The organism is Mycobacteroides abscessus ATCC 19977, from assembly GCF_000069185.1.
Classification (GTDB): Bacteria; Actinomycetota; Actinomycetes; order Mycobacteriales; family Mycobacteriaceae; genus Mycobacterium; species Mycobacterium abscessus.
In genome coordinates this window covers 2,109,452-2,131,515 of sequence record NC_010397.1, presented here as the reverse complement: position 1 = coordinate 2,131,515, position 22,064 = coordinate 2,109,452, and the positions used below count along the sequence as shown (strand labels likewise).

Genomic DNA, 22,064 nt, shown 5'->3' with positions numbered 1-22,064 from the left:
CGCTATCCGTCGAGTGCCCCGGCCAGTGCGGCCACGCTGCGCTGCCACAACTGCGCCAGCCGGCTGGCATCCGCCGGGGTGAACAGTGCTGAACTCAGCTGCCAGTTCGTGAGCAGCTGAGGCCCTTCAGGTGTCGTCATCACCGCCGAACCGATGTTGATGGCAAACCGCAGCGGTAGATCCGGTTCCGAGTCCGGCGGCACCGCCAGACTCCTGGCGTCGGTGATAAGCGACCAAGGTTGATCGTCGATCCCACTGATATCCATCCGGCCCACATAGTTGAACTGGATCTGCGGGTCGCGCGCAGAGCTCAGCTCCTCGCAGCCCCGCACATAGCGAAGCAACCCATAATCTAATCCCTGATAAGGGATTTCGTCGATGTGTCGCGCCACCCCGGCCAGCAACTGTCGGGCCGCGTTGACGTCGTTCTCCATCCGGTCGACATCTATCGCCGCTTCACCCGCGGCAACTCGCACCGGATACACGGTGGTGAACCACCCGACGGTGCCGCTGGTATCGGTATCCAGCTCGCCATCCGCTCTGCCGTGCCCCTCCAACGACACCAAAGTGCCTGCGGTGGAGTCCTGTCCGCGCAGTTTTCGCCAACTTGCCACCGTGACCGCCAGGGCGGACAACAAAAAGCTGTAGACACCTTCGGGCTTGTTCAGCGAGGCCAGCAGCCGTGTGGTCACCGCTACCGGGGTCGGCACCGCGGTGGTCTGCAGTGTCCCCCAGGTGTCCCGGGAAGGATCGGCATGCCTGGAACCGAGCTCTGGATCAGCACCCGAAACCTGTTCGGCCCAGTAATCACGCTGGCGCAGTACGTCGTGGCTGGACGCGCGTTGGTGCATGAGCTGGCTCCACTGCCGGTATGACGTGAATTCCATCGGCGCCTTGGGCGCTGTACCGGATCGCACCGCTATCCACGCGTCGGCGAGATAACCGAGCACGATGTGCCAAGAAACCACGTCCATGGCCAGATGGTGGACGGTCAATAACAGCACATCACCCGAATCGCGAGATGCCAACCAGACTGCCCGCATCATCGCGCCCGAGCGCGGGTCCAAGGAGTCAAAGGCTTGCCGTGCGGCATTGGTGATGGCGGCATGAGCGGATTCACCCGTGGGCAACTCGACTCTGCTGAGCACACTTTCGCCGCGCACCACTCCCGGTTCGCGGGTGACGACTCGGGCGCCGTCGGGAGTGTCGACCAGGGTCGACCGCAACATGGTGAATCCGTCGAGAAGCAACTGAAGCATCCGTTCGATCCCCGGACGGTCGATTCCCGCAGGCAGCCGAACCAGGACCGACAACGAGAGTCGACGATAGATCTCGCTCTCATACATCCACGAAACCACCGGCAACGGTGGCACCTCACCGTAATCAGCTTCTCCCGCCAGGGAATCCACGTGACCACGAGTGTCGACAAGCGCCGCGAGCTGACGGATGGTCGGCGCGGCCAGCACCATGCGCGGGGTGATCACCAGGTCGCGTTTACGTGCCTTGTTGACCAAGGAAATCGCGACAATACTGTCCACTCCGAGAGAGAAGAAGTCCTCGTCGATACCCGGCGCGGTTCCGTCAAACAGCTCTGCACAGCATTCGCAGAGCACGCATTCGGTTGCGGTGGCCGGCTGTGCCTGTTCGCCGACCGCACCGCCGGACAATGCCTCGCGTGCGAGGCGCTCCAGCGCGCCGCCGTCGAGCTTGCCGTTCACCGTGACCGGCAACTGCGGAAGAGGCACCAGGCGCGAGGGCATCATGTACGACGGCAACCGGTCGGCCAGACGCATCATGGTCCGGGCAGAGTCGAACGTATCTTTTTCACAGACAACAAATCCAACGAGGCTCGCACCCCCGGCACGACGCACGACAGTCACCGCGGCGGTCTGGATATCCGGTTGCAGGCGCAGCGCCGACTCGATCTCACCGACCTCGACCCGGTAGCCACGAATCTTTACCTGCGAGTCGGCCCGTCCCAGATAGGCGAAACCACCGTGTGGCAATCGGCGTACGAGATCGCCGGTGCGGTACATCCGCTGGCCTGCCCGCCGCGGATCGGCCACGAAGGCGGCCGCCGTCACCGCAGGCTTTCCCGCGTAACCGCGGGCCAGTTGGGCGCCCGCGAGATACAGCTCGCCGACGGCACCATCGGGCACCGGCCGTAGGCGTGAATCAAGCACGTATCCGACCATGCCCTGGTTCGGCGTACCAATGGTGGGCGCCGGGTACTCCTTTACGGCAGCCACCACCGCCTCGACCGTCGTCTCGGTGGGGCCGTAGCAGTTGTAGACGGCAGTGTCGCTCAACGAGCGCAGCCGGTCCCACAACGCGGTTTCGATCGCCTCGCCACCGAGTGCCAGCACGGCCAGCTCATGATCCAGAAGCCCCGCGGCGGACAGCTGCGCCAGCATCGAAGGCGTGGTATCGATCATGTCGACACCACGCTCGGCCATACCCCGCACGAGCAAGCTGGCATCCCGCATGGCTTCGGCATCGAATAGGTGCACAGCGTGCCCATCCAGCAGGCCGATCATCGGCTGCCAGGATGCGTCGAAACTCAGCGACCAGGCGTGCGCAATACGCAGCTTGCGGCCGAGTCGCGCCGTAGCGGGCCGATATACACGATCCCGGTGGTCGGCGAAGTAGCTCATCAGTGCGGCATGCGTGCCGACCACACCCTTGGGCTCTCCCGTCGATCCGGAGGTGAAGATCAGGTACGCGCTTTGATCGCGGTGTACGACCACCGCGTGGCCGGACTCCGAACGACCGGAGATCCGCGCGGCGGTCTCGGGATCATCGAGGATCAGGACCTGATATCCCCGACCGGCAATATCGCGATGCCGGTCGACCGTGATGACAAGTGTGGGATTGGATTGCCGCAGAATCGATTCAACGCGTGCGGCGGGTAGCCCGATATCCACCGGGACGTAGGCAGCACCCGCCGCCAACACCGCGAGAATGGCAATGATCGAGTCGGCTGAGCGCGGAAGTGCCAGCGCTACTGTCGTTTCCGGAGTCACCCCGCTCTCGATCAATTCCGCACACAGCCGCGACACCGCACCACGCAACTGCGCATACGTATAACGCGTCCCGGCGTCCGCCACGAGTGCGAGCGACTCGGGGTGTGCCTGTGCCTCTCTCTCGAATAGGTCCCACACCGATACCACCGATGGATCGGCCGCCGAGGCCGTGACAACGATCTCGGCGCGTTCCCGTGCCGTCAACAGCTCGAGAGCATCCGGCGTTCCGCCGCCGATATCCGGAAGCTGCCGTAGGACCGACACCAGGCGTTCGCCAACGCTGGCGCCCGAAACATGAGGTAACGCCTGGGGAATCGCTTCGATAAGCACCAACAGTGAGTCGCCGTGCATATGCGACACCACCGTCAGCGGGTAGTGCGCCAAACTCTCCATTTCGACCGGGCGGAAGCGGGCACCGTCGGCCATCTCGACTTCCTGGACGACGTCGCCGATCGGGGCGTTTTCGAAGACAAACAGGGTGTCGAACAGTGCGGCGCTGCCCTCTGCCCGCTGCAGTGTCGACAGACTCAGATAACCGATATCGCGCATCGCCGCCGCTTCACGCTGCAGCTGCACGCACTGCTCGACCACCGAGGCCGAATAATCGATGTGGTGCACCATGGGCACCGAGTTGATGAAGAGTCCGACCATCCGCTCGACGTCAGGTAGTTCCTTGGGCCGTCCAGACACGATCGTGCCGAAGACGACATCGGTGCGGTCGGTCAGCCTGCCGAGGACAAGCGCCCAGGCGAATGCGGTCACGGTGTTCAGCGTCAGCCCGTTGGCCGCCGCCCATTGCCGAAGCCGTGCGGTTTCCTCTGGCGCCAAAAGAAACTGCGACTTCTCGGGCACGTTGTCGTGAGCGGCTACGGCTCCGTCTGCCAGCATCAGGGGGCCGGATACCGTGCCCAGATAGCGGGTCCACCGGGCGGTGGCCTCGGTGGTGTCCTGAGCGTTGAGCCAGGCGATGTAGTCGCGATAGGGCCGCACCGCTGGCAGCCCGGCTAGGGACCCTCCTGCCTGGTAGACGGCGAGCAACTCGCTGAAGAAGATCGCGATGGCCCAGCCATCCATCAGGATGTGATGGCTGGTGACAATCATTCGGTGGCGTGACTCACCGGGGACGGTGAGTAGCACGAGGCGAATCGCCGGCCCCTTGCCCAGATTGAAGGGGCGCAGCCGCTCGCGCAACGCGATCTCGTCGAACTCCGTGGGCTGCGCTTCACGTTCTTCCCACGGGATGTCCGCATGTGTCGGCACAATCTGGACGGGCTTGGGCAGCCCACGGTCCCAGAAGGCCGCACGCAGGTTGGGATGCCGGGTAAGCAAGGCCTGCGCACTGCGGTGCAACAGGTCAACGTCCAGGCCTCCATCGATGTCCGCGACGAACTGCATGCTGTACAGATCGACACTCTCGTCGGCGAGCTGAGACAGCGCGAAAAATCCCTCCTGCAAGGGGCTCAGCGCCAGCACGTCCTCGATCTGCGGCTGCTGTTCGGTACCCGTCACGACTGCGCCTGCCAGGATGCGGTGAGCTCGGCCAATGCGTCGGCGCTCAAACCAGAAGCGCTCATCGGCGCGCTCTGCACCGGCGGCGTGACGAGATGCGAATCGCCTTCTGTCACAACCCGATCAGCGGCGTCCACGGCCCCCGCCAGCTGAGCGATGGTGGCGCATTCGAAGACCATTTGCGGAGTCATCGCCAGTCCACGCTCGGCCGCACGCGTGGACCATTGGATAGAGATGACACTATCGCCGCCGAGGGCAAAGAAATTGTCCTCGGGGTCGACATCGCTGATCTCCAGGAGTTCCTCCAGAATGGAGATAAGTACCAGCTTGGTTTCCTCCGAGCCCTCCACCGATGGGGTGGTGACAGGCTCGACAGCGGCGGCCGGCGGCGCCATCAGCTGCGCCATGGCATCAGCCGGAAGCAGCACAATCTCGGAAACCCTTGATTCCTGGTTGTTTACGAACGCATCGAATGCGGTGTCCAGGGCCTGCGCGATCATCCGGGTGGTCTCGTGATCATAGAGATCAGCGTTGGCGACCACCGACACGTCGAGACCGCCCGACGGCGTGACGTTCAACGCGAAGTTCAAGTCCAGATAGGACACGTCCACTTCCATGGGCAACGGCACCACAGTGGTCTCGCCGGAAACCGTCACGTCCCGCGCGGCGGTACCCCAGTCCGCACCGCGGAAATTGACCATGGTCTGGAACAGCGGGTTCCACGACAGCGAGCGCACCGGGTTGACAGCCTCAACCAGTTTTTCGATGGGTAGCTCCTGGTGAGCGTGTGCGTTGAGTGTGGCATCCCGGCTTCGCTCCAGCACGCTACGCAACGACGGATCACCAGACAGGTCATTGCGCAACGCCACCATGTTCGCGAACAGCCCGACGAGCTTCGCAACATGTGGATGCACCCGTGCGGCCACCGGGCTGCCGATCACAATGTCGGTACCGCCACCCAGCCGATGCAGAACAACAGCCAGCGCCGCCTGATAGACCATGAACTCGGTGACGCCACGCTGTTCGGCCATCCGGGTCAGCGCCTGTCTACGCTCGGGCTCCATGACGAATTTGGCGACCTCACCTCGCTTTCCGAGGATCTGCGGCCGAGCACGATCGTGCGCCACCGCGATCTCGGTAGGCACACCGGCCAGTTGCTGGCGCCAGAAATTCACCTCTGCTTGCCCGAATTCACTATCGGGGGCAAACGCATCACGTTGCCACAGAACGTAATCGGCGTACTGTACCGGTTGCGGATCCCATTGTGGGGCCTGGCCCTCGAGGCGGGCCCGATAGGCCGCGATGAGGTCGTCGACGATCACCGTGAACGAAGCGTGATCCACCACTATGTGATGCACCACCAGGGCCAGCACATGCTCCTGCGCACTCAATTCGATGATGGCGGGCCTGATCAAGGACTCCGTTTCGAGGCCGAAAATATGGTGCCGCAGCTCGGCCAGCGTGTCCGAAAGGCCCTCCGGAGAAGACCGCAGAATCGGGACCGCCAGCTCACGCGAGGGATGCACTATCTGATACGGCGCACCTTCGTGGATCGCGATATTGGTCCGCAGCGCCTCATGACGGGCTACCACATCGTTGAGAGCCGCAATTAAGGCAGGAGTCTGCAACGGTCCGTCGAATCGCAATGCCAGCCACATATTGCCGATATCGGTGACGCCCTCCATCTGGCACTCGAACCACATGGACAGCTGCGACGAAGACAGCGGTAAACGCTCCGGCCGCTCTGCCGCAACGAGATCCGGTCGGCCGTCCTGCGGCGCGGCCTCCATCTCGTCCGACTCGTCAAGGTCAAGTTCATCGAGCTCGATCTCGAACTCTTCGCGGAAGTAGGTGACCAACTGCTCGGCCAGCCCGGCCGGGGTGGGGCGATCGAACACCGCACGCACCGTCAGATCGATGCCGAACTGTGCCCGGATCTGTGCCACCAAACGGGCGGCCAGGAGCGAATGCCCACCCAGTTCAAAGAACGAATCATCCAGTCCCACACGCTCTTTCCCGAACAGGTGCGAGTAAATCGCGCACATCCGGCGCTCGGTCGGCGTCACCGGCAACCGAAATGCCCGCTCCGTCAACGCGTCCGGGGTAGGTAGCGCCCGCTTGTCGAGCTTACCGCTGGTGGTCAACGGAATCTCCGGAATGACCGCGAATGCGGTGGGCACCATGTATGCGGGCAATGCTTCCTGCGCACGAGCGCGCAGTTCGTCCAGATCGATTTCCCGGGTGCCACCAGCAGGTACTACGTACGCGGCCAGCAGCGAGCCCACCTGCGGATCGTCTACCACCGTCGCAACGCAGTGCCCGACGCGTGGGTCGGCACCGATAACCGCCTCGATCTCGCCGAGCTCGATGCGGTATCCCCGGACCTTGACCTGCTCGTCGGCGCGGCCGACGAACTCCAATTCACCCCGGGCATTGCGCCGCACCAGGTCACCGGTGCGATAGAGCCGCCCACCCGAACCGAACGGGTCGGCCACAAACCTCTCGGCGGTGAGCACCGGCCGGGCGCGGTAGCCTCGCGCCAATTGTGCACCACCGAGATACAACTCGCCGACAACGCCGGCGGGGACCAGTTTCAGCGCCTGATCCAGCACGTAGGCATAGACATTTTGATTGGGCCGACCGATCGGCACGATCGAATTACCTTGGGGTCCCCGGACAGACATGTATGTCGAACACACCACCGCTTCGGTGGGCCCATAGTGGTTGCGCAGTTCGGCATCAAACATGGTCGCGAACTTGTCGGCCACCTCGCCCGGAAGGGCTTCACCACCCACCGGAACATGCCGAAGTCCCCGCAGCTCACGGGCTTCCGGTAACAGCAATACCGAACCGAGTAGCGAGGGCACCATGTGCAGCACTGTCACGCCGCGACGGCGCACCAAATCGGCGACGTAGCCGATATCAGAGAACGGGTTGGGCTTCGGGATGACAAGCTGCGCCCCCAGGGACAGCGGGCACAAGATGTCCGCGAGCGACGCATCGAAGCTGACCGACGTGGATTGCAGCATCCGGTCATCCGCGGTCATGCTCCACTCGGCGGTGAAGGACACCACATGCTCGGCAATCGCCGCATGTGCCACGGCAACACCCTTCGGCCGCCCTGTCGATCCCGATGTGTAGATCACGTACGCCAGGTTGTCGGGCAGCAACGGACGCAAACGATCTGCGTCGGTGATCGGTGCGTCGCCAAGCCCGGTGGCCGCCGCCTCAGCTACCCGAAACTCCTGCGGGCGCATCACAATCCGCGGTTTCGCGTCGGCAATCAGATATTCGATGCGCTCTTCGGGCAATGCGGGATCGATAGGCATGTAGGCCGCACCCGACTTGAGAACTCCGAGCATCGCGACGATGAACTCGACCGAGGTGGACATCTGCAGCGCGATCACATCCTCGGTGCCCGCCCCCTGCGCGACGAGCCAGCGGGCGAAGCGATTCGAGCGCTGCTGCAGCAGCTCGTAGGTGAGCTCCACGTCATCGGATACCACTGCCAGTGCCTCGGGCGTCGCCCGGGCAGCCGCGTCCAGAAGATCTACCAAAGTGGCGGCGGAAGGCCGCGTCAAGACTCCGTGAGACTGATCGAGCAGAGCCGAATGCTCTTCGGCATCGAACAGCTCCAAGCGTGCGAGCGTTTCTTCCGGCCGACTCAAACCATCCGCAAGGAGCCTTTGATAGTGCACCAGGAGCTGACCAACAAGCCATTGCGGCAGCACATCTGTCTGGTATTCGAATTCGACGATCGTGCCGCTGGATTCGGTGGCGATCGCCAACGACAACGGCAATTGCGCGCTTACCGCGGCCAGGTCGAGTTGCGTGACATCGACGCCCTCCAGCCGATACCCACTGGCGTCCTTACGCATGCTGAAGCCCAGCCGGACCAGCTCGTCCATCCCGTCATGACCGATAGAGCGGCTCGGATTTACCTCGCGGACCACCTCGTCGATACCGACATTCTGGTGGCCGAACGCATCCAGGCACACCTCGCGTACCGCAGCCACATGCGAGGCGAAGCTATCGTCCGGGTTCACCACCGTACGCAGTAACAGCGTATTACCGAAATAGCCGATTGCTTTTTCCGCATTGGACTTTCGCTCTGCCACCGGAATCGCGGTCACGAAATCACGCGATCCGGTATACCGATGAACGAGCACCCCGAACGCCGCCAGGAGCACCATGAATGGTGTAGCGGAATGTTCGCGGGCGAACTCCTCGATGCGAGCAGCGGTTTCGGCAGGCATCGGCACCGCAAGACGCCGAGCGGCGCGAGAGGAATACGTGCTCGCGGCTCCGGGAAGCTCCAGCGGGTCCGGGAGCGGAGTCAGTGCCCGGCGCCAATACGTGAGATCGGCGTCCGATGACGGTTCTGTGTCCGCACTCACCACCATGAACTGCGGCGCCTCGCCCTGGACGGGACGACCGTGGTAATACTCGCTCAGTTCGGCGAAGAAGACCTCCCACGAATTGTCATCCCAACAAATGTGGTGCACCACCAACAGGACCACGAAGTCTTCGGCACCGAGCCGCAGCAGCGTGACCCGGAGCGGCCGATCGGCAGCCAGGTCGAAGGGCCGTCCGAACTCACTGTCCGCCAAAGCCCGGACCTGCCTGTCCTGAGCATCGCCCGTCAGGTCTGTTAAATCTACTGCGGTCCAAGGAACTTCGAATTCCTCGACAAAAAGCTGATACGGCTCTCCGGCACTGTCGACCCCATAGACGGTGCGCAATACGTCATGACGCCGAATTACCGCCGCGACGGCGTCACGCAAGCGCGTTTGATCGAGTGCACCCCGCATTCGATGCGCGACACAGATATTGAGCGATGTGTCCGCTGGGTCCTTGGTTTGCATGAACCACATGCGCCGCTGGCCTGGTGCGAGTCCACGGCGCTCCCCCGCTTGCACACGGGGCGCGGATTCCACAGCCTGCGCCGCCACGCCACTCTCGGCAAGCCGCCTGCGCAATAGTTCCCGCCTACGGTCCAGGGCGGACAGCTGATCGCCGGTCACCGAGCGTCTCCGCTCATGACAGAAGCCTGGAATCCGAACGACTCCGCGCGCATGAAATGAACCACCTCAATCTAGGAACTATGCCTAGCCTTACCTTAATATCTGTCGGACACGCCGCGTAACGCCCCATGGGTGCCGTGCATCACCCGCACATGGATGAGCCACATACCTCCGAACGGGTTACGTTAGGCTAATCTAACTATCTGCAAGTTGGAAGGAAGCTCGACGTGGATCGCAAACTCGGATGGATCAGGCAGTTTCATAAGCCGGAGTCACCCGATGCACCATTGCTGCTGATTTTTCCGCATGCAGGGGCCGGAGCCTCGGCCTATCGCACGCTCTCCAAGGCTTCTTCAGCAAATTTCAATGTGCTCGTCTTCCAATACCCGGGCAGGCAGGATCGGGCAGGTGAGCCGGCCCTCCCGACCCTGTCCGATATTGCCGCGGGTGCCTTCGCCGAGTTCCAGTCGTCGGAACACAATCGACGCGTACCCATCCATACTTTCGGCCACAGCATGGGGGCCGTGGTCTCCTTCGAGTTCGCCCGGCTGGCCGAGGCCGCCGGCCTGGATGTACATCAGCTGACCGTTTCCTCGGCAGTGGCACCCTGCAATATCGCGGATAAGCCCGCGCTGCCCACCGATGATGACGCGGTGTTGGCCCACATGGGTGCCCTTGAGGGCACGAACTCCACGGTCATGGGCAATCTCGATGTGATGCGGATGGCGTTACCCGTCATGAAGGGTGACTACCAGGCCTTCAACGCGTACCAGTGTGCCGACGGCGCCAAGGTTGCGGCACGCATCCATTCGATCGGCGGAGACCAGGACCCGATGATCACGATGCGCGATTTATACGGTTGGGCTCAGCACACCGACGCACTTGAGGTGACGTTGTTCGACGGCGGCCACTTCTTCCTGAACTCGCAAACCGAGGCACTGGCCGAGCTGCTGGTCGCGAACTCTGCCTCCGCGTCCTCGCCACAACGATGACCGCCGTTCACGTTGACCCCGTCGTCATCTCCGGAATGGCGATCGAGGCGCCGGGTGGGATCGACACCCCGGCGGCATTCTGGAATGCGCTGGCCGACGGTCGCGAACTCATCTCGGCGTTCCCCCGTGACCGTGGCTGGCCAGTGGACGAGCTGCTATCGCTGTCGAACCTGGACGGCTGGGGCCGCATTTCCGATGCCGGCGGATTCATCACCGACGCAAGCGCTTTCGACCCCACTTTCTACGGCATCACGCAGCGTGAGGCCGTGGCGATGGATCCGCAGCAGCGGGTAGCCATGCGGGTCGCGTGGAAGGCGCTGGAAAACACCGGGCTCAATCCGGGAGCAGTCGACGGATCGGAAGCCGGTTGTTTCATCGGCATCTCCCCTAACGAATACGGGCCGCCAGTCGGTGAAGTCAACGCGCACAGCGGAATGCGTGTCGTCGGCCGCGGACAGCTGGGTGCCGCGGGCCGAATCTCGCACGGCCTGGGCCTCATCGGCCCATCCGTCTGTGTCGACTCCGCGTGTGCTTCGTCGTTGGCGGCGCTGCATCTCGCGGCGTCCGCCGTTCGTGCGGACGAATGCGAGTGGGCCATCGCCGGCGGAGTCTGTGTCATGGGCTCGCCCGGAGGGTTTTACGAATTTTCTCGCATGCACGCGCTCGACCCCGACGGGCACTGCCGCTCCTATTCGGACGAGGCCAACGGCACACTCTGGGGCGAGGCCGTGGGAATGGTCGTACTGGAGCGCGAGTCACGGGCGCGCGCCCTGGGACACCGGGTGTACGGACGCATCATGGCCGTACGCACCAACCACAACGGCGGCGGCAAACCCATTCTCGTGCCACGGGGACGGGCACAGGCCAAGCTGGTCGCCGCCACCATCGCCGCTTCCGGTGTGGATCCGGCCGATGTCGGGATGCTCGAGGGGCACGGCACGGGAACGCGTGCCGGCGACCCGCTGGAGATCCTGGCGCTGCAAAGCACATACGGCGCGGGCGGCTCGAATGCCCTGCTAGGGTCCGCGAAATCCAATGCCGGACACGCACAATCCGCCGCCGGCATGGTGGGTCTGATAAAGCTCCTGCTGTCCGGACAACACGGGCATATCCCGCCGACGCTCTTCGCGGACAACCCCACCACCAAGATTGACTGGTCGATGACCGGGATTCGCCTGGCCACGAAGCTGCACCCGTGGGAACCCAAAGACGGCATCCGCTACGGCTCGGTCTCGTCCTTCGGAGCGGGGGGCGCCAACGCTCATGCCATCATCGCGATGCCCGCCATGGACGCACAGGGAGAGGACGGGGACGATTTCTAGCCACCGCTTACCCAATGGAACCATCCCGGTCCTGCTCTCCGCAGATACACCAGAGGTGCTTCGCCGCGAGGCTTCGGCGCTTCTCGCATACGTCGCTGATCACCCGCGGATCGCGCCAAACCGCATTGCGGGCATGATCTTTCGCACCCGCGTCGCACGCCGGTATCGGGCATTGGCCACCGTCGAGAATCATGATCAACTCGTCGCCGCGCTACGTACCGTGGTCGCCGGCACCGAGCATCCGCTCGTCGTGCGCAATTCCGAGCCCGCTACCGCGCGCCGCCACGGGTTCGTATTCCCCGGGCAGGGTGGGCAACGCCCCGGAATGGGCCGGCTCTTTTACGACGCGTTCCCCAGCTTCCGTGCCGAGGTAGAACGCTGCGCGGACTTGTTCGACAAGCAATTCGGCCGTTCACCGCTGAGCTATCTGCTCGACGATCAACTGCCCACGAATGACAGTGCGACTGTCGTTCAGCCTGCCCTCTTCACCCAGATGGTGGGGCTGGCGGCGCTGTGGCGCACGGTGGGCGTAACCCCGCGGGCAGTCGTCGGGCACAGCCAGGGCGAGATCGCCGGGGCCTACGTCTCGGGCGTCATGTCCCTCGACGACGCGGTGACCGTTGTCGGCACCCGGGCCGGAATCGCCGACGAGTTCCCCGCCGATGACTACGCGATGGCGGTCATCGCGACCGACCGCGATACCTGCGAAGAGCTTCTTGCCCGGAATTCTGGCTGGGCCGAGCTTTCGGTCATCAACTCTCCTTCGATGGTGGGCATCTCCGGCCAGCGCGAGACGGTTCACCAAATCGTCGAGCACCTCATCGAGGACGGTGTGTTCGCGCGCGTGATCCCCGTCCGCTATCCGGCACATACCAGCATGATCGCCTCCATCGGCGCTCAGATTCGCCATGCACTGACTGAAAACCTGGACGCCGGTGAGTTCACGGTCTCCGAAATTGATTGCATCGGAGCAACACTCGGGACCGCAATCAGCCCCGAGATGCCCGTCGACCAGTACTGGTTCTGGAATCTGCGCAATGCCGTGCGTTTCGACCGCGCCGTCGCGACCGCGGCGGCCGCTCACGTCGACACCTTTGTGGAGTTGGCCGAGCACCCCACGCTGCAGCTGGCTCTCCGGGAGAACCTGGCAGCGCTGGGCTCCGAACGCACTGCCTGCGTAGTGGGTACGTCCCACCGAAACGCGACGGATCTCGGCGAGTTCACCGCCAATCTCGCGAAGATCGCGGTGCACGATCTGGACTACAACTGGGATGCCCTACGCACCGAGGCACCCGACCGGGTATCGCTGCCATTGCGCGATTTCCCGAACGTGCAGAACAATGACATCCCGCTATGGCTCTCGTACCGCGCGGACACCAGCGGGGTCGCGGTGCCGAAGCAGCCGATCGTCACCCCCGAGGCCGAACGCCGCGTGGAGATGGGCAACGATTCCCGGGCATATCCCCGACTGCTGCGTGAGGCGTGGGCCAAGGTGACCCGGCGATCGATGATGCCACCCAGGTCCTACGCCTTCATCGATGGCACCGGCGATGCCGGTGCCCTTGTTGAGGCCCTTCGTGACAGCGCGCCCAACTTCGGCTCCTCGGCCCGAATCGTCACCGGGACGGATGAATCCGGCATCGGGGATGCCGACACGGTGGTCATCGTGCTGCCCTCCCCGGCGCTGCTCGATGATCACGAGGCCGCCGACGCGGTCGCGCGGTTCTTCGGCAACCGGACCTGGTGGCCCAGGCTGTCGAGCACGGTCACCGGCTGCTGGCTTGTCACCGTCGGCGGCGAGCAAGCCATCGCCGACGACGGACCAGCGCACCCGGTGCACGCCGCGATCGCCGCCGGTTTCCGGTGCATGGGCACCGAACATCCCGGCATCGCCTTCCGGCATCTGGATCTCACGTCCGATATCGCCAGCCCTGACAAGGCTGACAACATCCTGGCCGCACTGCAGTCGGCCGGCGAATCGGAGCTGGCGTTGCGCGCGGATGGCATGTACGCCAAGCGCGTCCTCGACATCGATCAGGACGGGGATGAATCATCCCGCGTCGTGGCGCCCGCCCATGTGGTGATCACCGGCGGCACCGGAAAACTCGGCCAGGAATTCTGCGAGCACTACGCCCGGATGGGTACCCGCCAGATCACGTTGATCAGCCGTTCCGGCGAAACCGACGCGGTGACCGGGCGCCTGGATGCCATCCGGCGCAGCACCGGCGCCAAGGTACGTGCGCTGCCCTGTGACGTGACCGATACGGCGGCCGTCACCGCGCTCGCCGATCAGCTCCGGGACACGCCGGCAGACCTCATCGTCCATGCCGCGGTGGACTACTCGGATACCCCGTTGTCCGAGGTAACTACCAACAAATTTCAGGACGCGTTACGCGCCAAGGTCATTGGGATCTCGAATGTTCTGGACACGGTGCCCCGCACCGATTCTTGCCGCGTCATGTTGTGCTCGTCCCTGGCCGCAACGATCGGCGGCAAGGGACAGCTGATGTACGCGGCGGGTAACAGGATGCTGGACGTGCTGGCCTCCACGCGGCGGGCGTCCGGGCTGGACTGCACGTCCATACAGTGGGGCCAGTGGACCGTGCACCTCGATCTCGGTGATGCCGGTATCGCCAAGCTCGCCGCCGCGGGGGTGCACCCGATGCGCCCCGCCGATGCGCTCGCCGTCGGCATGGGCCACCACCACGGCAACACCCTTGTCGGGGCGTTCGATCTGACTCAAGCCCGCGCCATGCTGGGCGTATTCGGGTATGGGCCGCTGCTTTCGGAGCTCGAGGACAACGGCGGTCCCGTGGCGCCCGCCGAGACCACCCGGCCGGCCCCCGTGGTATCTGAAAACAGATCCGGGCATCTGGTGCAACTGCTGGCCGAGGTCATCGGCGCCGACCATGCCGACTCCATCGACACCGCCATGCCGATGGTGGCGATGGGGCTGGATTCATTGCAGGCGTTGGAGTTTCGTCGGCGCGTGCAGGCCGAGCTCGACTTCGAACTGCCCGTGCAGGACCTGCTCGGCGGCGCCTCCGTGGACCACGTGATCGACGCGCTCACCGCCCAGTCGCGCTAACTCAGAGACAAGCGTTGCGGCGCATCGCAATCCCCTAGCACTGCACCATGACGTACATGACGTGTGAGTCCAGCGAACGGATGGCCGGCCCCTTACGCTGTGGAACCTGTTTGTAGATGTGCCGACCGACACGCACCGAGGTGGCTACGCACTCCGACAGAGGCTTGACGGGTCCGCTGCGGTTGATGATGACTTGATCTCCGCGGCTCTTGAGCGCGGCGATCAGGTCCTGCGCGTTACCCGGAGCCTGTGGCCCGGGCTGCGCGGGACCCGCGGCGGCCGGAATAGCCAATACGGCGGCGGCAAGCCCCACCGCCAAGGCCACGGCGGCGAAGCACATGGCAGCCGGGCCATGAGACAAAAACTGTGATGTCACGGTGATCGTGTCCTTGAGACCGCTGAGCGACATGAGGCCACCCTACACCTAACCCCATACCCGTAGCGGGTATCCAATGAGGTCTCGCACAGCAGAAAGTGCCGCTACGGCCGCTCGATGGCGTCGCGGGCAGCCCGTTGCAACTCGGCCACCTCCGCGTCAATACGCGGCAGAATCTCAGGAATCATGCCCCGCACCGGGATTTCGCCCAGTCGGGTCGAGAGCACAGGCTTGAGCCACCGCGTGATACCGACCCAGCCCGGACAGTTGATGCGTCGGCTGCGCCGTTCGATCCCTTTCACAAAGGCCCTACCGCAGGCTTGCACGGACGTCACTGTGCGCAGCGGCGGTGGCAGTCGCGTCAACATCTCGGAGAACGCCGAAAGATTCGACTTCTGGTCATTCACCATCGAGGTGTCTATCCAGGACATGTGGGCCGAACCGACATCGACACCGCGATGTGCGACCTCCAGCCGCAAAGCATTGGCGAAATGTTCCACGGCCGCCTTGGAGGCGTTATACGCGGTGACCGCGGGCGAGGCGGCGTAGGCGGCTAGCGAGGACACGACGAGCACGTACCCCCGTCGTTCGATCACCGACGGCAGTGCGGCGCGCACCGTGTGAAATACACCCAGCACGTTCACGTCGATCAGCTTCTTGAAGGTGGCCGGATCGATCTGCAGTACCGAACCGAAAGTCAGCAGACCGGCGTTCGCGACTACCACGTCGATTCCGCCGAACCGCTGGACAGCCTGCGCGGCAACTTTCTCCATGGCCGTCAGGTCGCACACATCGGCGACCGCCACCAGTACACGATCACCGCCCAGCTCGTCCGCTATCGCGGCAAGTTTGGCCTCGTCCAGGTCGGTGAGCACCACGTTGGCGCCCTTGGCATACAGCCGGTGCGCCACCTCGACACCGATTCCGCCGGCACCGCCGGTGATCATGACCGTCTTGCCCGCAACACCGTTCGCCGTTGAACCCATGCGACGACGCTACAACTGCACTCCCAGCAGGGCATCCACCGCATCGCGCACCTGCGCGCCGGCCGCAGCATCGTGACCGCCGTATGCCAGTGCATCGGTCACCCAGTTATCCAGGGCAGCAAGCGCATTAGGCGTATCAAGGTCATCGGCCAGGTAGCGGCGGACTCTGGCCACCACGTCGCGGGCACTCGGCGCGGCGGACAGTGCCACCGCGTGCCGCCAACGGGCCAGCCTGCCCTGCGCGTCAGCCAACACCGCATCACTCCAGGACCGATCGGCCCGGTAGTGACCAGCCAGCAGCCCGAGCCTTACCGCGGCGGGGTCCACCCCCTGCGCCGTCAGCCCGGATACCTTCACCAGATTGCCCCGGCTCTTGGACATCTTGTGGCCATCCCACCCGATCATCCCCGCGTGTACGTAGTGTCGCGCGAAACGGCGTTGCGCGGTAACAGCTTCGGCGTGCGCGGCGCTGTATTCGTGGTGCGGGAAGATCAGGTCGCTGCCGCCCCCCTGGATGTCGATACCGGCGCCCAACTCACGCAGCACAATCGCGGAGCATTCGACATGCCACCCGGGCCGGCCGGGCCCGAACGAGGCCTCCCAGCTCGGTTCCCCGGGCCTGGCGGCCCGCCACAGCAGCGCGTCGAGCTCGTTGGCCTTGCCGGGACGGCCTGGATCACCCCCGCGTTCGGCAAAAAGCCGCGACATGGTCTCGATGTCGTACCCCGACTCATAGCCGAACTGTTCGGTGGCATCGACGCGGAAGTACACGTCCGGATACTCGGGGTCGTCCACCACGTACGCGGCCCCGGACGCGAGCATCTTCTCGACGAGCTCGATGATGCAGGCGATCGACTCGGTGGCACGCACATATTCCCGCGGCGGTAGCACCCGCAGCGCGGTCATGTCGCCACGAAACAGCTCTGTTTCCCGGTCCCCCAGCTCGCGCCAGTCGATGCCGTCACGATCGGCCCGCTCGAAGAGCGGGTCATCGATATCGGTGACGTTCTGCACATAATGCACGTCCAGGCCCGCGTCCAGCCACTGCCGATAGATCAGGTCGAACGTGAGATATGTTGCGGCATGGCCCAGATGAGTAGCGTCATACGGGGTGATGCCACACACGTACATGGTCGCGGTCGGCCCGGTGGTGACCGGACGTACCTGACGGTCGGCGGTGTCATACAGCCGCAGCTGCGGCCCACCACCGTCGAGTTCAGGAACCGGCGCCGACGCCCACGACTGCATACCCACACCTTATGGGGTCGTTAGGCGCGCCCGGCGACCGCGTCCAGCAGCACCGGCGCCAAATCCGGCCGGCACATGATCAGGTCGGGCAGGTACGGATGCGGCTCGTTGTACCGAAGCGGAGATCCATCGAGCCGGGAGGCGTGCAGCCCCGCCGCCAGCACCACTCCCGCGGGAGCCGCCGAATCCCATTCCCATTGCCCACCGCCATGCAGGTACGCGTCGGCCTCACCACGCACGACCGCCATGGCCTTGGCCCCCGCCGAACCCATCGGAATCAGCTCGATGTTGAGCCGCTCGGCCATATCGGTGAGGAATTTGGGCGCCCGGCTAGCGCTGGCCACGATCCGGATCGGATCCGCCTCAGCGCGCGCCGCAGCCGTCACCCTGGTCTCGTCGGTACGAAACACGGTGTCCAGTCCGGGCAGCGCCACCGCGGCGTCGGTGATCGAACCGCCGTCTCCGTCGGCTTGCCACAAGGCGACATGCACCGCCCAGTCGTTGCGGCCTTCCATGCCGAACTCGCGCGTGCCATCGAGCGGATCGATGATCCACACCCGTTGTGCACCCAGACGCGCCTTGTCGTCCACGGCTTCCTCAGAGAGCACCGCATCGGCGGGGCGCTCTGCCGCCAGCCGCTCCAGCAGCAGCGTGTTGGAACGCTTGTCGCCTGCCGCACCGAGGCCCTTGGGGTCGTCGAACCCAAGCTCGGTACGCACCTGCAGCAGCAGTTGTCCGGCCTCGTGGGCGAGCTCCGCGGCGAGCGCGGCATCGGAAACAGTCACCCGGTCAGTATTACCCGATCGGAATTTGTCGCACCCCGTCGGCATACTCACGCGCATGGCTCCCATGCGATACGGAATTGTGCTGACGACAGGAGATGCCGCCGACGTCGCCCAGCTGGCAACACTGGCCGAAGAGGCGGGATGGGATGCGATCTTCGGTTGGGAACCCGTCTGGGGTGTCGACGCTTGGGTGGCATTGACCGCCGCCGCCATGCGCACCAGCCGGATCAAGCTCGGCACCATGCTGACTCCCCTGTCACGCCGCAAACCATGGGATCTGGCGTCCACCACCGCAACGCTGGACCGGCTCTCCGGTGGCCGCGTCATCCTCTCCGTGGGCATGGGTGCGCTGCACGACAATTGGCTGGCCTTCGAACGCGATCAGGGCCGCAGGACCCGCGCCGAGCTGCTCGATGAGGGCCTAGACGTCCTGTTCGGCCTCTGGGAGGGGCAACCCTTCAGTTATGAGGGCAAGCACTATCAGGTAACGCCGACTGCGCATTTGGTACCCGATCCACCGGTCCAAGCGCCACGCATCACCACCTGGTGCGTGGGTCTGCTCGGATCGGCGAAGTCCATGTCCCGCGCGGCCCGCTGCGATGGGCTGCTGCCGAACATCACCACCGCCGACGGACGGTTCGACTTCAATCCACCGCTGGATCGATGGGCGGATGCCGCCCGTGAAATTCATTCACTGCGAAGTGAACTGGGATACGGGGACGGCTACGACGTGGTGTACGAAGCGACTACCGATTGGAGCAACCTCGATGCCACTCGGGAGAAGATCGCGACCCTGCACGACGGCGGCTACACCTGGTATCTGGACTCGGACTGGCACACCGAGCACGACGATCCCCTGGCCGCACTACGTGCCCGCGTCGAGATCGGGCCGCCACGTTAGCGATCAGTGCTTGACGTCGGTGCACAGAGTCTTTGGGGCGATATCCACGATTGAGGACACTTCCCAGCGAGGCTGAATACCGGGAAAGACCGTGGCGGCGGCAATCGCATCGTCTTTCGACGCGCCCGACCTCAGCGCGTCACACGCCCGGTAGCCGCTGGCAAGGTATCGAGCAGAGGCACCGCCGAAGATCGCGATGCCCGGGGTGGTGTCATTCAACATCTGCAGGAATTCGACCTCTCCGTCGGCGTGCGCTGGCGCCGCCAGGGCGACGGCCGAAGCGGCAAGAATTCCGGCAGCCGAGAACCGGCGGAAGTTTGTGATCATAATTTCCCCTCTGGCAAGGAGACGATCTTATGAGTCCATTCGCGCTGGCGGGAAGCCATTTCCCGATAGTCGACTGATCCCAGTTTTCAAGATCACGGCGCGAATTCGCCGGTGCAAATCGCCATCGGCGGATCGGGGAACGCGAAGGAGTGCACAACGCCGGGCTTTCCCTTGCACTGCGATGCCTCCTTCGTCCCCGGAATGACGAACAACACGACGAACGCCTTGGGCGCCTGACACGAGTCGGCGGCCACAAAGACCGTGCTACCCATCACCACGGCCGTCTGATAGCAGGAGCCCACACGTAGCTGCGGAGCAATGCAGTACGAAAAATCACCGGCGGTGAATCCCGTGTACGTCTGTCGGCACTTGCCGCCCGGAACCACCTCAATCACGCGCCAGGCCGCCGTGGGGTCGGTACACGCCACCGTCTTGTAGTCCGAGGGAGCCGCCAAAGCAATGCAGTCACCGACGGACGCGACCTGTCCGGGCGCCCTGGGCGGGCCCGTCGGCGCGGGCGGCGGCACCGGCATCTGCGGTGGCGCCGGTGGCGGTATCTGCGCGGTGGGTGGCTGGGCAGTGGGCGGGTGGTAGGTCGGTGCGCCGCCTGCCGTCGGCAGCTCGGGGTTCGCATACGACACTGTGGTGGTGGTCGGCGAGCTGGCTGCCTGTCGCGGATCGCTATCCCGGTTGAGAATCAGCACCAACACCAACGCGAGGACGACAACGACCGCACCCGCGACGGAAGCGATCAGAAGCCATGGCTTGGATTTCTTCTGCGGCCCGAACGGGTCCTGGCCCGGGAGCCCCGGATACATGGGCGGGACCGCATAGCCCTGCGGCACTCCGTCATACAGCCGGCCTATCGAATCGTCTGGGTAGTCCGCGGGCGCCTGCCCGAAGTACTCCTGTGCGTATCCGTACTGGCCTTGCGCCGGCGGTGCACCCTGCCATTGCCCCTCCGGTGCACCCCACTGTCCGGTTCCGCCGTACTGGTACGGGTCATTCGGCCCCGTCATGTTCGCACCCCCTCTGCCCCGTTTCCCACGGACGCGTTGCCGACCAGGCTAGACGATCGGCAATCAAAAGGCGGGCCACGGTATGGGCCTGTTGCGATCGGGCGTCGGCATCACCGGCTCGTCCAGCATCATCGCAGCGCGCTGGCGCAATGCCGCCACTTCTTCGGTGGTTACGTGGGCCTCCAGAACAGTGCCGAATTCGCCGCGTAATACCTCCTCGAGGCGAACGACATCGGCAAGCAACTCGGGCTCGACGGGCTTGCCCGCCCATCCCCACAGGACGGTCCGCAGCTTGTCCTGCGCATGCAGGCAGATCCCGTGATCGACTCCATAGACGCCGCCGTCGGCGCCCCGCAGGATATGGCCGCCCTTGCGATCGGCGTTGTTGACCAGGGTGTCGAATACCGCCATGCGGCGCAGCAGGGAGTCATCGGCGTGCACCAACACAATCTCCGCGCCGTCGGCGTCCAGCGCCCGCAGAATGGGCAGGTAGCCGGAGGGGATCGCTTCAGGCAGGCAGATATCGACCAGATCCAGGGCGCCCTCGGCCAGTTCCGGCTCATGAATCCACTGCTGCACCATGCCGACCCCGGCCGGGCCGTCACGAAATACCGTGTAGGGCACCACGTTCCAACCCAGCTCGGCCGATATCAGGTAGGTCGCTACCTCGCGGCCGGCCAGGGTGCCGTCCGGGAAATCCCATAGCGGCTGTTCTCCCCTGACCGGTTTATAGACACAGTGCACACCCTCACCCGATGTGTTCTGGACCTCGCAGAGAAACGTGGCATTGCTCGCGGACCGGATGCGACCGATGACGGTGAGCTCACTGTCACGGATCGCGGCACGGTCGGTGTCGGCACTCCCGTTAGGAATCTGGGTCATCTGTTGTCCCGGGCACCATCCCGCGGCGATAGCCGTTGGTGCGGACACAGATGTGCCCGGCCGGGTCCAGCGGTTCCTCGCATAGCGGACAGGGAGGACGGCCCGCCGATACAACCCTGGTGGAGCGGGTTGCGAACTGTCGCGCCGCCTCCAGAGACAGAAAGACCCGAACCGCGTCCGGGCCCTCCTCGGAGTCATCCAGCACCACCGAGGCGTCGAACTCCTGCTCGCTGACCGCGAGGAGTTCGACAACCACCGAATTGGCCTCGGCATCCCAGCCCAGGCCCATCGTGCCGACACGAAACTCCGCATCTACGGGCATCACCAACGGATTGAGATCGTCGACCACGTCCGGCTCGGGCGGAATTGGCGTTCCGAATCGACGATGGACCTCAGACAGCAGTGTTCCGATGCGTTCGGCGAGCACCGACACCTGCTGCTTTTCCAGCATCACAGTGACGATCCGGGTTTCGTGGACAGCCTGCAGGTAGAAGGTACGGTTCCCCGGCTCCCCGACTGTCCCGGCGACGAAACGGTCCGGGCTGCGGAATACGTGAATCGATCGCGGCATGGTGCCTCCAA

At 64.4% G+C, this 22,064-nt stretch carries 14 protein-coding genes; 4 read left to right on the top strand and 10 right to left on the bottom strand.

What is annotated here, in order from left to right:
* Positions 1 to 2: 2 nt before the first annotated feature.
* Together MAB_RS10840 and MAB_RS10835 are read right to left on the bottom strand one after the other, a co-directional pair.
* Positions 3 to 4,532 (bottom strand): non-ribosomal peptide synthetase, encoded by a 4,530-nt coding sequence (locus MAB_RS10840; RefSeq protein WP_005110647.1) that lies wholly within the window; start codon positions 4,530 to 4,532, stop codon positions 3 to 5.
* On the bottom strand, positions 4,529 to 9,556 hold the full coding sequence (locus MAB_RS10835) for a non-ribosomal peptide synthetase (protein WP_005110645.1): 5,028 nt from the start codon (positions 9,554 to 9,556) through the stop codon (positions 4,529 to 4,531). Before MAB_RS10835 ends, MAB_RS10840 begins: the two co-directional genes overlap by 4 nt.
* A 227-nt stretch (positions 9,557 to 9,783) precedes the next feature.
* Between MAB_RS10835 and MAB_RS10830 the strand changes: the two genes are divergently transcribed.
* The 3 genes from MAB_RS10830 to nbtC are packed head-to-tail and all read left to right on the top strand — an operon-like array spanning position 9,784 to position 14,958.
* Positions 9,784 to 10,548, top strand: a complete 765-nt coding sequence (locus MAB_RS10830; protein ID WP_005080163.1) for a thioesterase II family protein — start codon at positions 9,784 to 9,786, stop codon at positions 10,546 to 10,548.
* Entirely contained in the window at positions 10,545 to 11,870 is a 1,326-nt protein-coding gene (locus MAB_RS10825; protein WP_005080165.1) for a beta-ketoacyl [acyl carrier protein] synthase domain-containing protein, read from the top strand. Before MAB_RS10830 ends, MAB_RS10825 begins: the two co-directional genes overlap by 4 nt.
* A 55-nt stretch (positions 11,871 to 11,925) precedes the next feature.
* A complete protein-coding gene (gene nbtC, locus MAB_RS10820) occupies positions 11,926 to 14,958 on the top strand; it encodes a nocobactin polyketide synthase NbtC (protein ID WP_005110643.1) in 3,033 nt (1,010 codons plus the stop codon).
* 34 nt (positions 14,959 to 14,992) lie between these two features.
* Here nbtC and MAB_RS10815 read toward each other — a convergent pair whose 3' ends face one another.
* From MAB_RS10815 to MAB_RS10800, 4 genes are all read right to left on the bottom strand, one after another.
* Complete coding sequence (locus MAB_RS10815; protein ID WP_005080167.1) at positions 14,993 to 15,367, bottom strand: hypothetical protein; 375 nt, start codon at positions 15,365 to 15,367, stop codon at positions 14,993 to 14,995.
* 71 nt (positions 15,368 to 15,438) lie between these two features.
* A complete protein-coding gene (locus tag MAB_RS10810) occupies positions 15,439 to 16,320 on the bottom strand; it encodes an SDR family oxidoreductase (protein WP_005080168.1) in 882 nt (293 codons plus the stop codon).
* 9 nt (positions 16,321 to 16,329) lie between these two features.
* Positions 16,330 to 17,568 (bottom strand): cysteine--1-D-myo-inosityl 2-amino-2-deoxy-alpha-D-glucopyranoside ligase, encoded by a 1,239-nt coding sequence (gene mshC / locus MAB_RS10805; protein ID WP_005110640.1) that lies wholly within the window; start codon positions 17,566 to 17,568, stop codon positions 16,330 to 16,332.
* 20 nt (positions 17,569 to 17,588) lie between these two features.
* On the bottom strand, positions 17,589 to 18,353 hold the full coding sequence (locus tag MAB_RS10800; RefSeq protein ID WP_005061144.1) for a 3'(2'),5'-bisphosphate nucleotidase CysQ: 765 nt from the start codon (positions 18,351 to 18,353) through the stop codon (positions 17,589 to 17,591).
* A 55-nt stretch (positions 18,354 to 18,408) separates the two neighbouring features.
* Here MAB_RS10800 and MAB_RS10795 point away from each other — a divergent pair, with 55 nt between their 5' ends.
* Positions 18,409 to 19,254: an LLM class flavin-dependent oxidoreductase gene (locus tag MAB_RS10795; RefSeq protein ID WP_005098166.1), complete on the top strand. Its 846-nt coding sequence runs from the start codon at positions 18,409 to 18,411 to the stop codon at positions 19,252 to 19,254.
* Between the two features lie 3 nt (positions 19,255 to 19,257).
* Here the strand turns inward: MAB_RS10795 and MAB_RS10790 are convergent, their stop codons facing one another.
* The 4 genes from MAB_RS10790 to MAB_RS10775 form a co-directional block, all read right to left on the bottom strand.
* Positions 19,258 to 19,581: a DUF732 domain-containing protein gene (locus tag MAB_RS10790; RefSeq protein ID WP_005086560.1), complete on the bottom strand. Its 324-nt coding sequence runs from the start codon at positions 19,579 to 19,581 to the stop codon at positions 19,258 to 19,260.
* Between the two features lie 92 nt (positions 19,582 to 19,673).
* Positions 19,674 to 20,600: an LppU/SCO3897 family protein gene (locus tag MAB_RS10785; RefSeq protein ID WP_005086561.1), complete on the bottom strand. Its 927-nt coding sequence runs from the start codon at positions 20,598 to 20,600 to the stop codon at positions 19,674 to 19,676.
* A gap of 63 nt (positions 20,601 to 20,663) precedes the next feature.
* The gene (locus MAB_RS10780) at positions 20,664 to 21,482 is read right to left on the bottom strand and encodes an SCO1664 family protein (RefSeq protein ID WP_005080175.1); all 819 of its coding nucleotides are present in this window, start codon (positions 21,480 to 21,482) and stop codon (positions 20,664 to 20,666) included.
* A complete protein-coding gene (locus MAB_RS10775) occupies positions 21,466 to 22,053 on the bottom strand; it encodes a DUF3090 domain-containing protein (protein WP_005110636.1) in 588 nt (195 codons plus the stop codon). The genes MAB_RS10780 and MAB_RS10775 overlap by 17 nt, the downstream gene beginning before the upstream one ends.
* Between the last annotated feature and the right edge of the window lie 11 nt (positions 22,054 to 22,064).

Excerpts from the sequence above, each read along its gene's own strand:
- MAB_RS10785 (WP_005086561.1), bottom strand. The coding sequence starts at position 20,600 with ATGACGGGGCCGAATGACCCGTACCAGTACGGCGGAACCGGACAGTGG.
- MAB_RS10810 (WP_005080168.1), bottom strand. The coding sequence starts at position 16,320 with ATGGGTTCAACGGCGAACGGTGTTGCGGGCAAGACGGTCATGATCACC.
- MAB_RS10795 (WP_005098166.1), top strand. The coding sequence starts at position 18,409 with ATGGCTCCCATGCGATACGGAATTGTGCTGACGACAGGAGATGCCGCC.
- mshC (WP_005110640.1), bottom strand. The coding sequence starts at position 17,568 with ATGCAGTCGTGGGCGTCGGCGCCGGTTCCTGAACTCGACGGTGGTGGG.
- MAB_RS10790 (WP_005086560.1), bottom strand. The coding sequence starts at position 19,581 with ATGATCACAAACTTCCGCCGGTTCTCGGCTGCCGGAATTCTTGCCGCT.
- MAB_RS10780 (WP_005080175.1), bottom strand. The coding sequence starts at position 21,482 with ATGACCCAGATTCCTAACGGGAGTGCCGACACCGACCGTGCCGCGATC.
- MAB_RS10825 (WP_005080165.1), top strand. The coding sequence starts at position 10,545 with ATGACCGCCGTTCACGTTGACCCCGTCGTCATCTCCGGAATGGCGATC.
- MAB_RS10775 (WP_005110636.1), bottom strand. The coding sequence starts at position 22,053 with ATGCCGCGATCGATTCACGTATTCCGCAGCCCGGACCGTTTCGTCGCC.
- MAB_RS10815 (WP_005080167.1), bottom strand. The coding sequence starts at position 15,367 with ATGTCGCTCAGCGGTCTCAAGGACACGATCACCGTGACATCACAGTTT.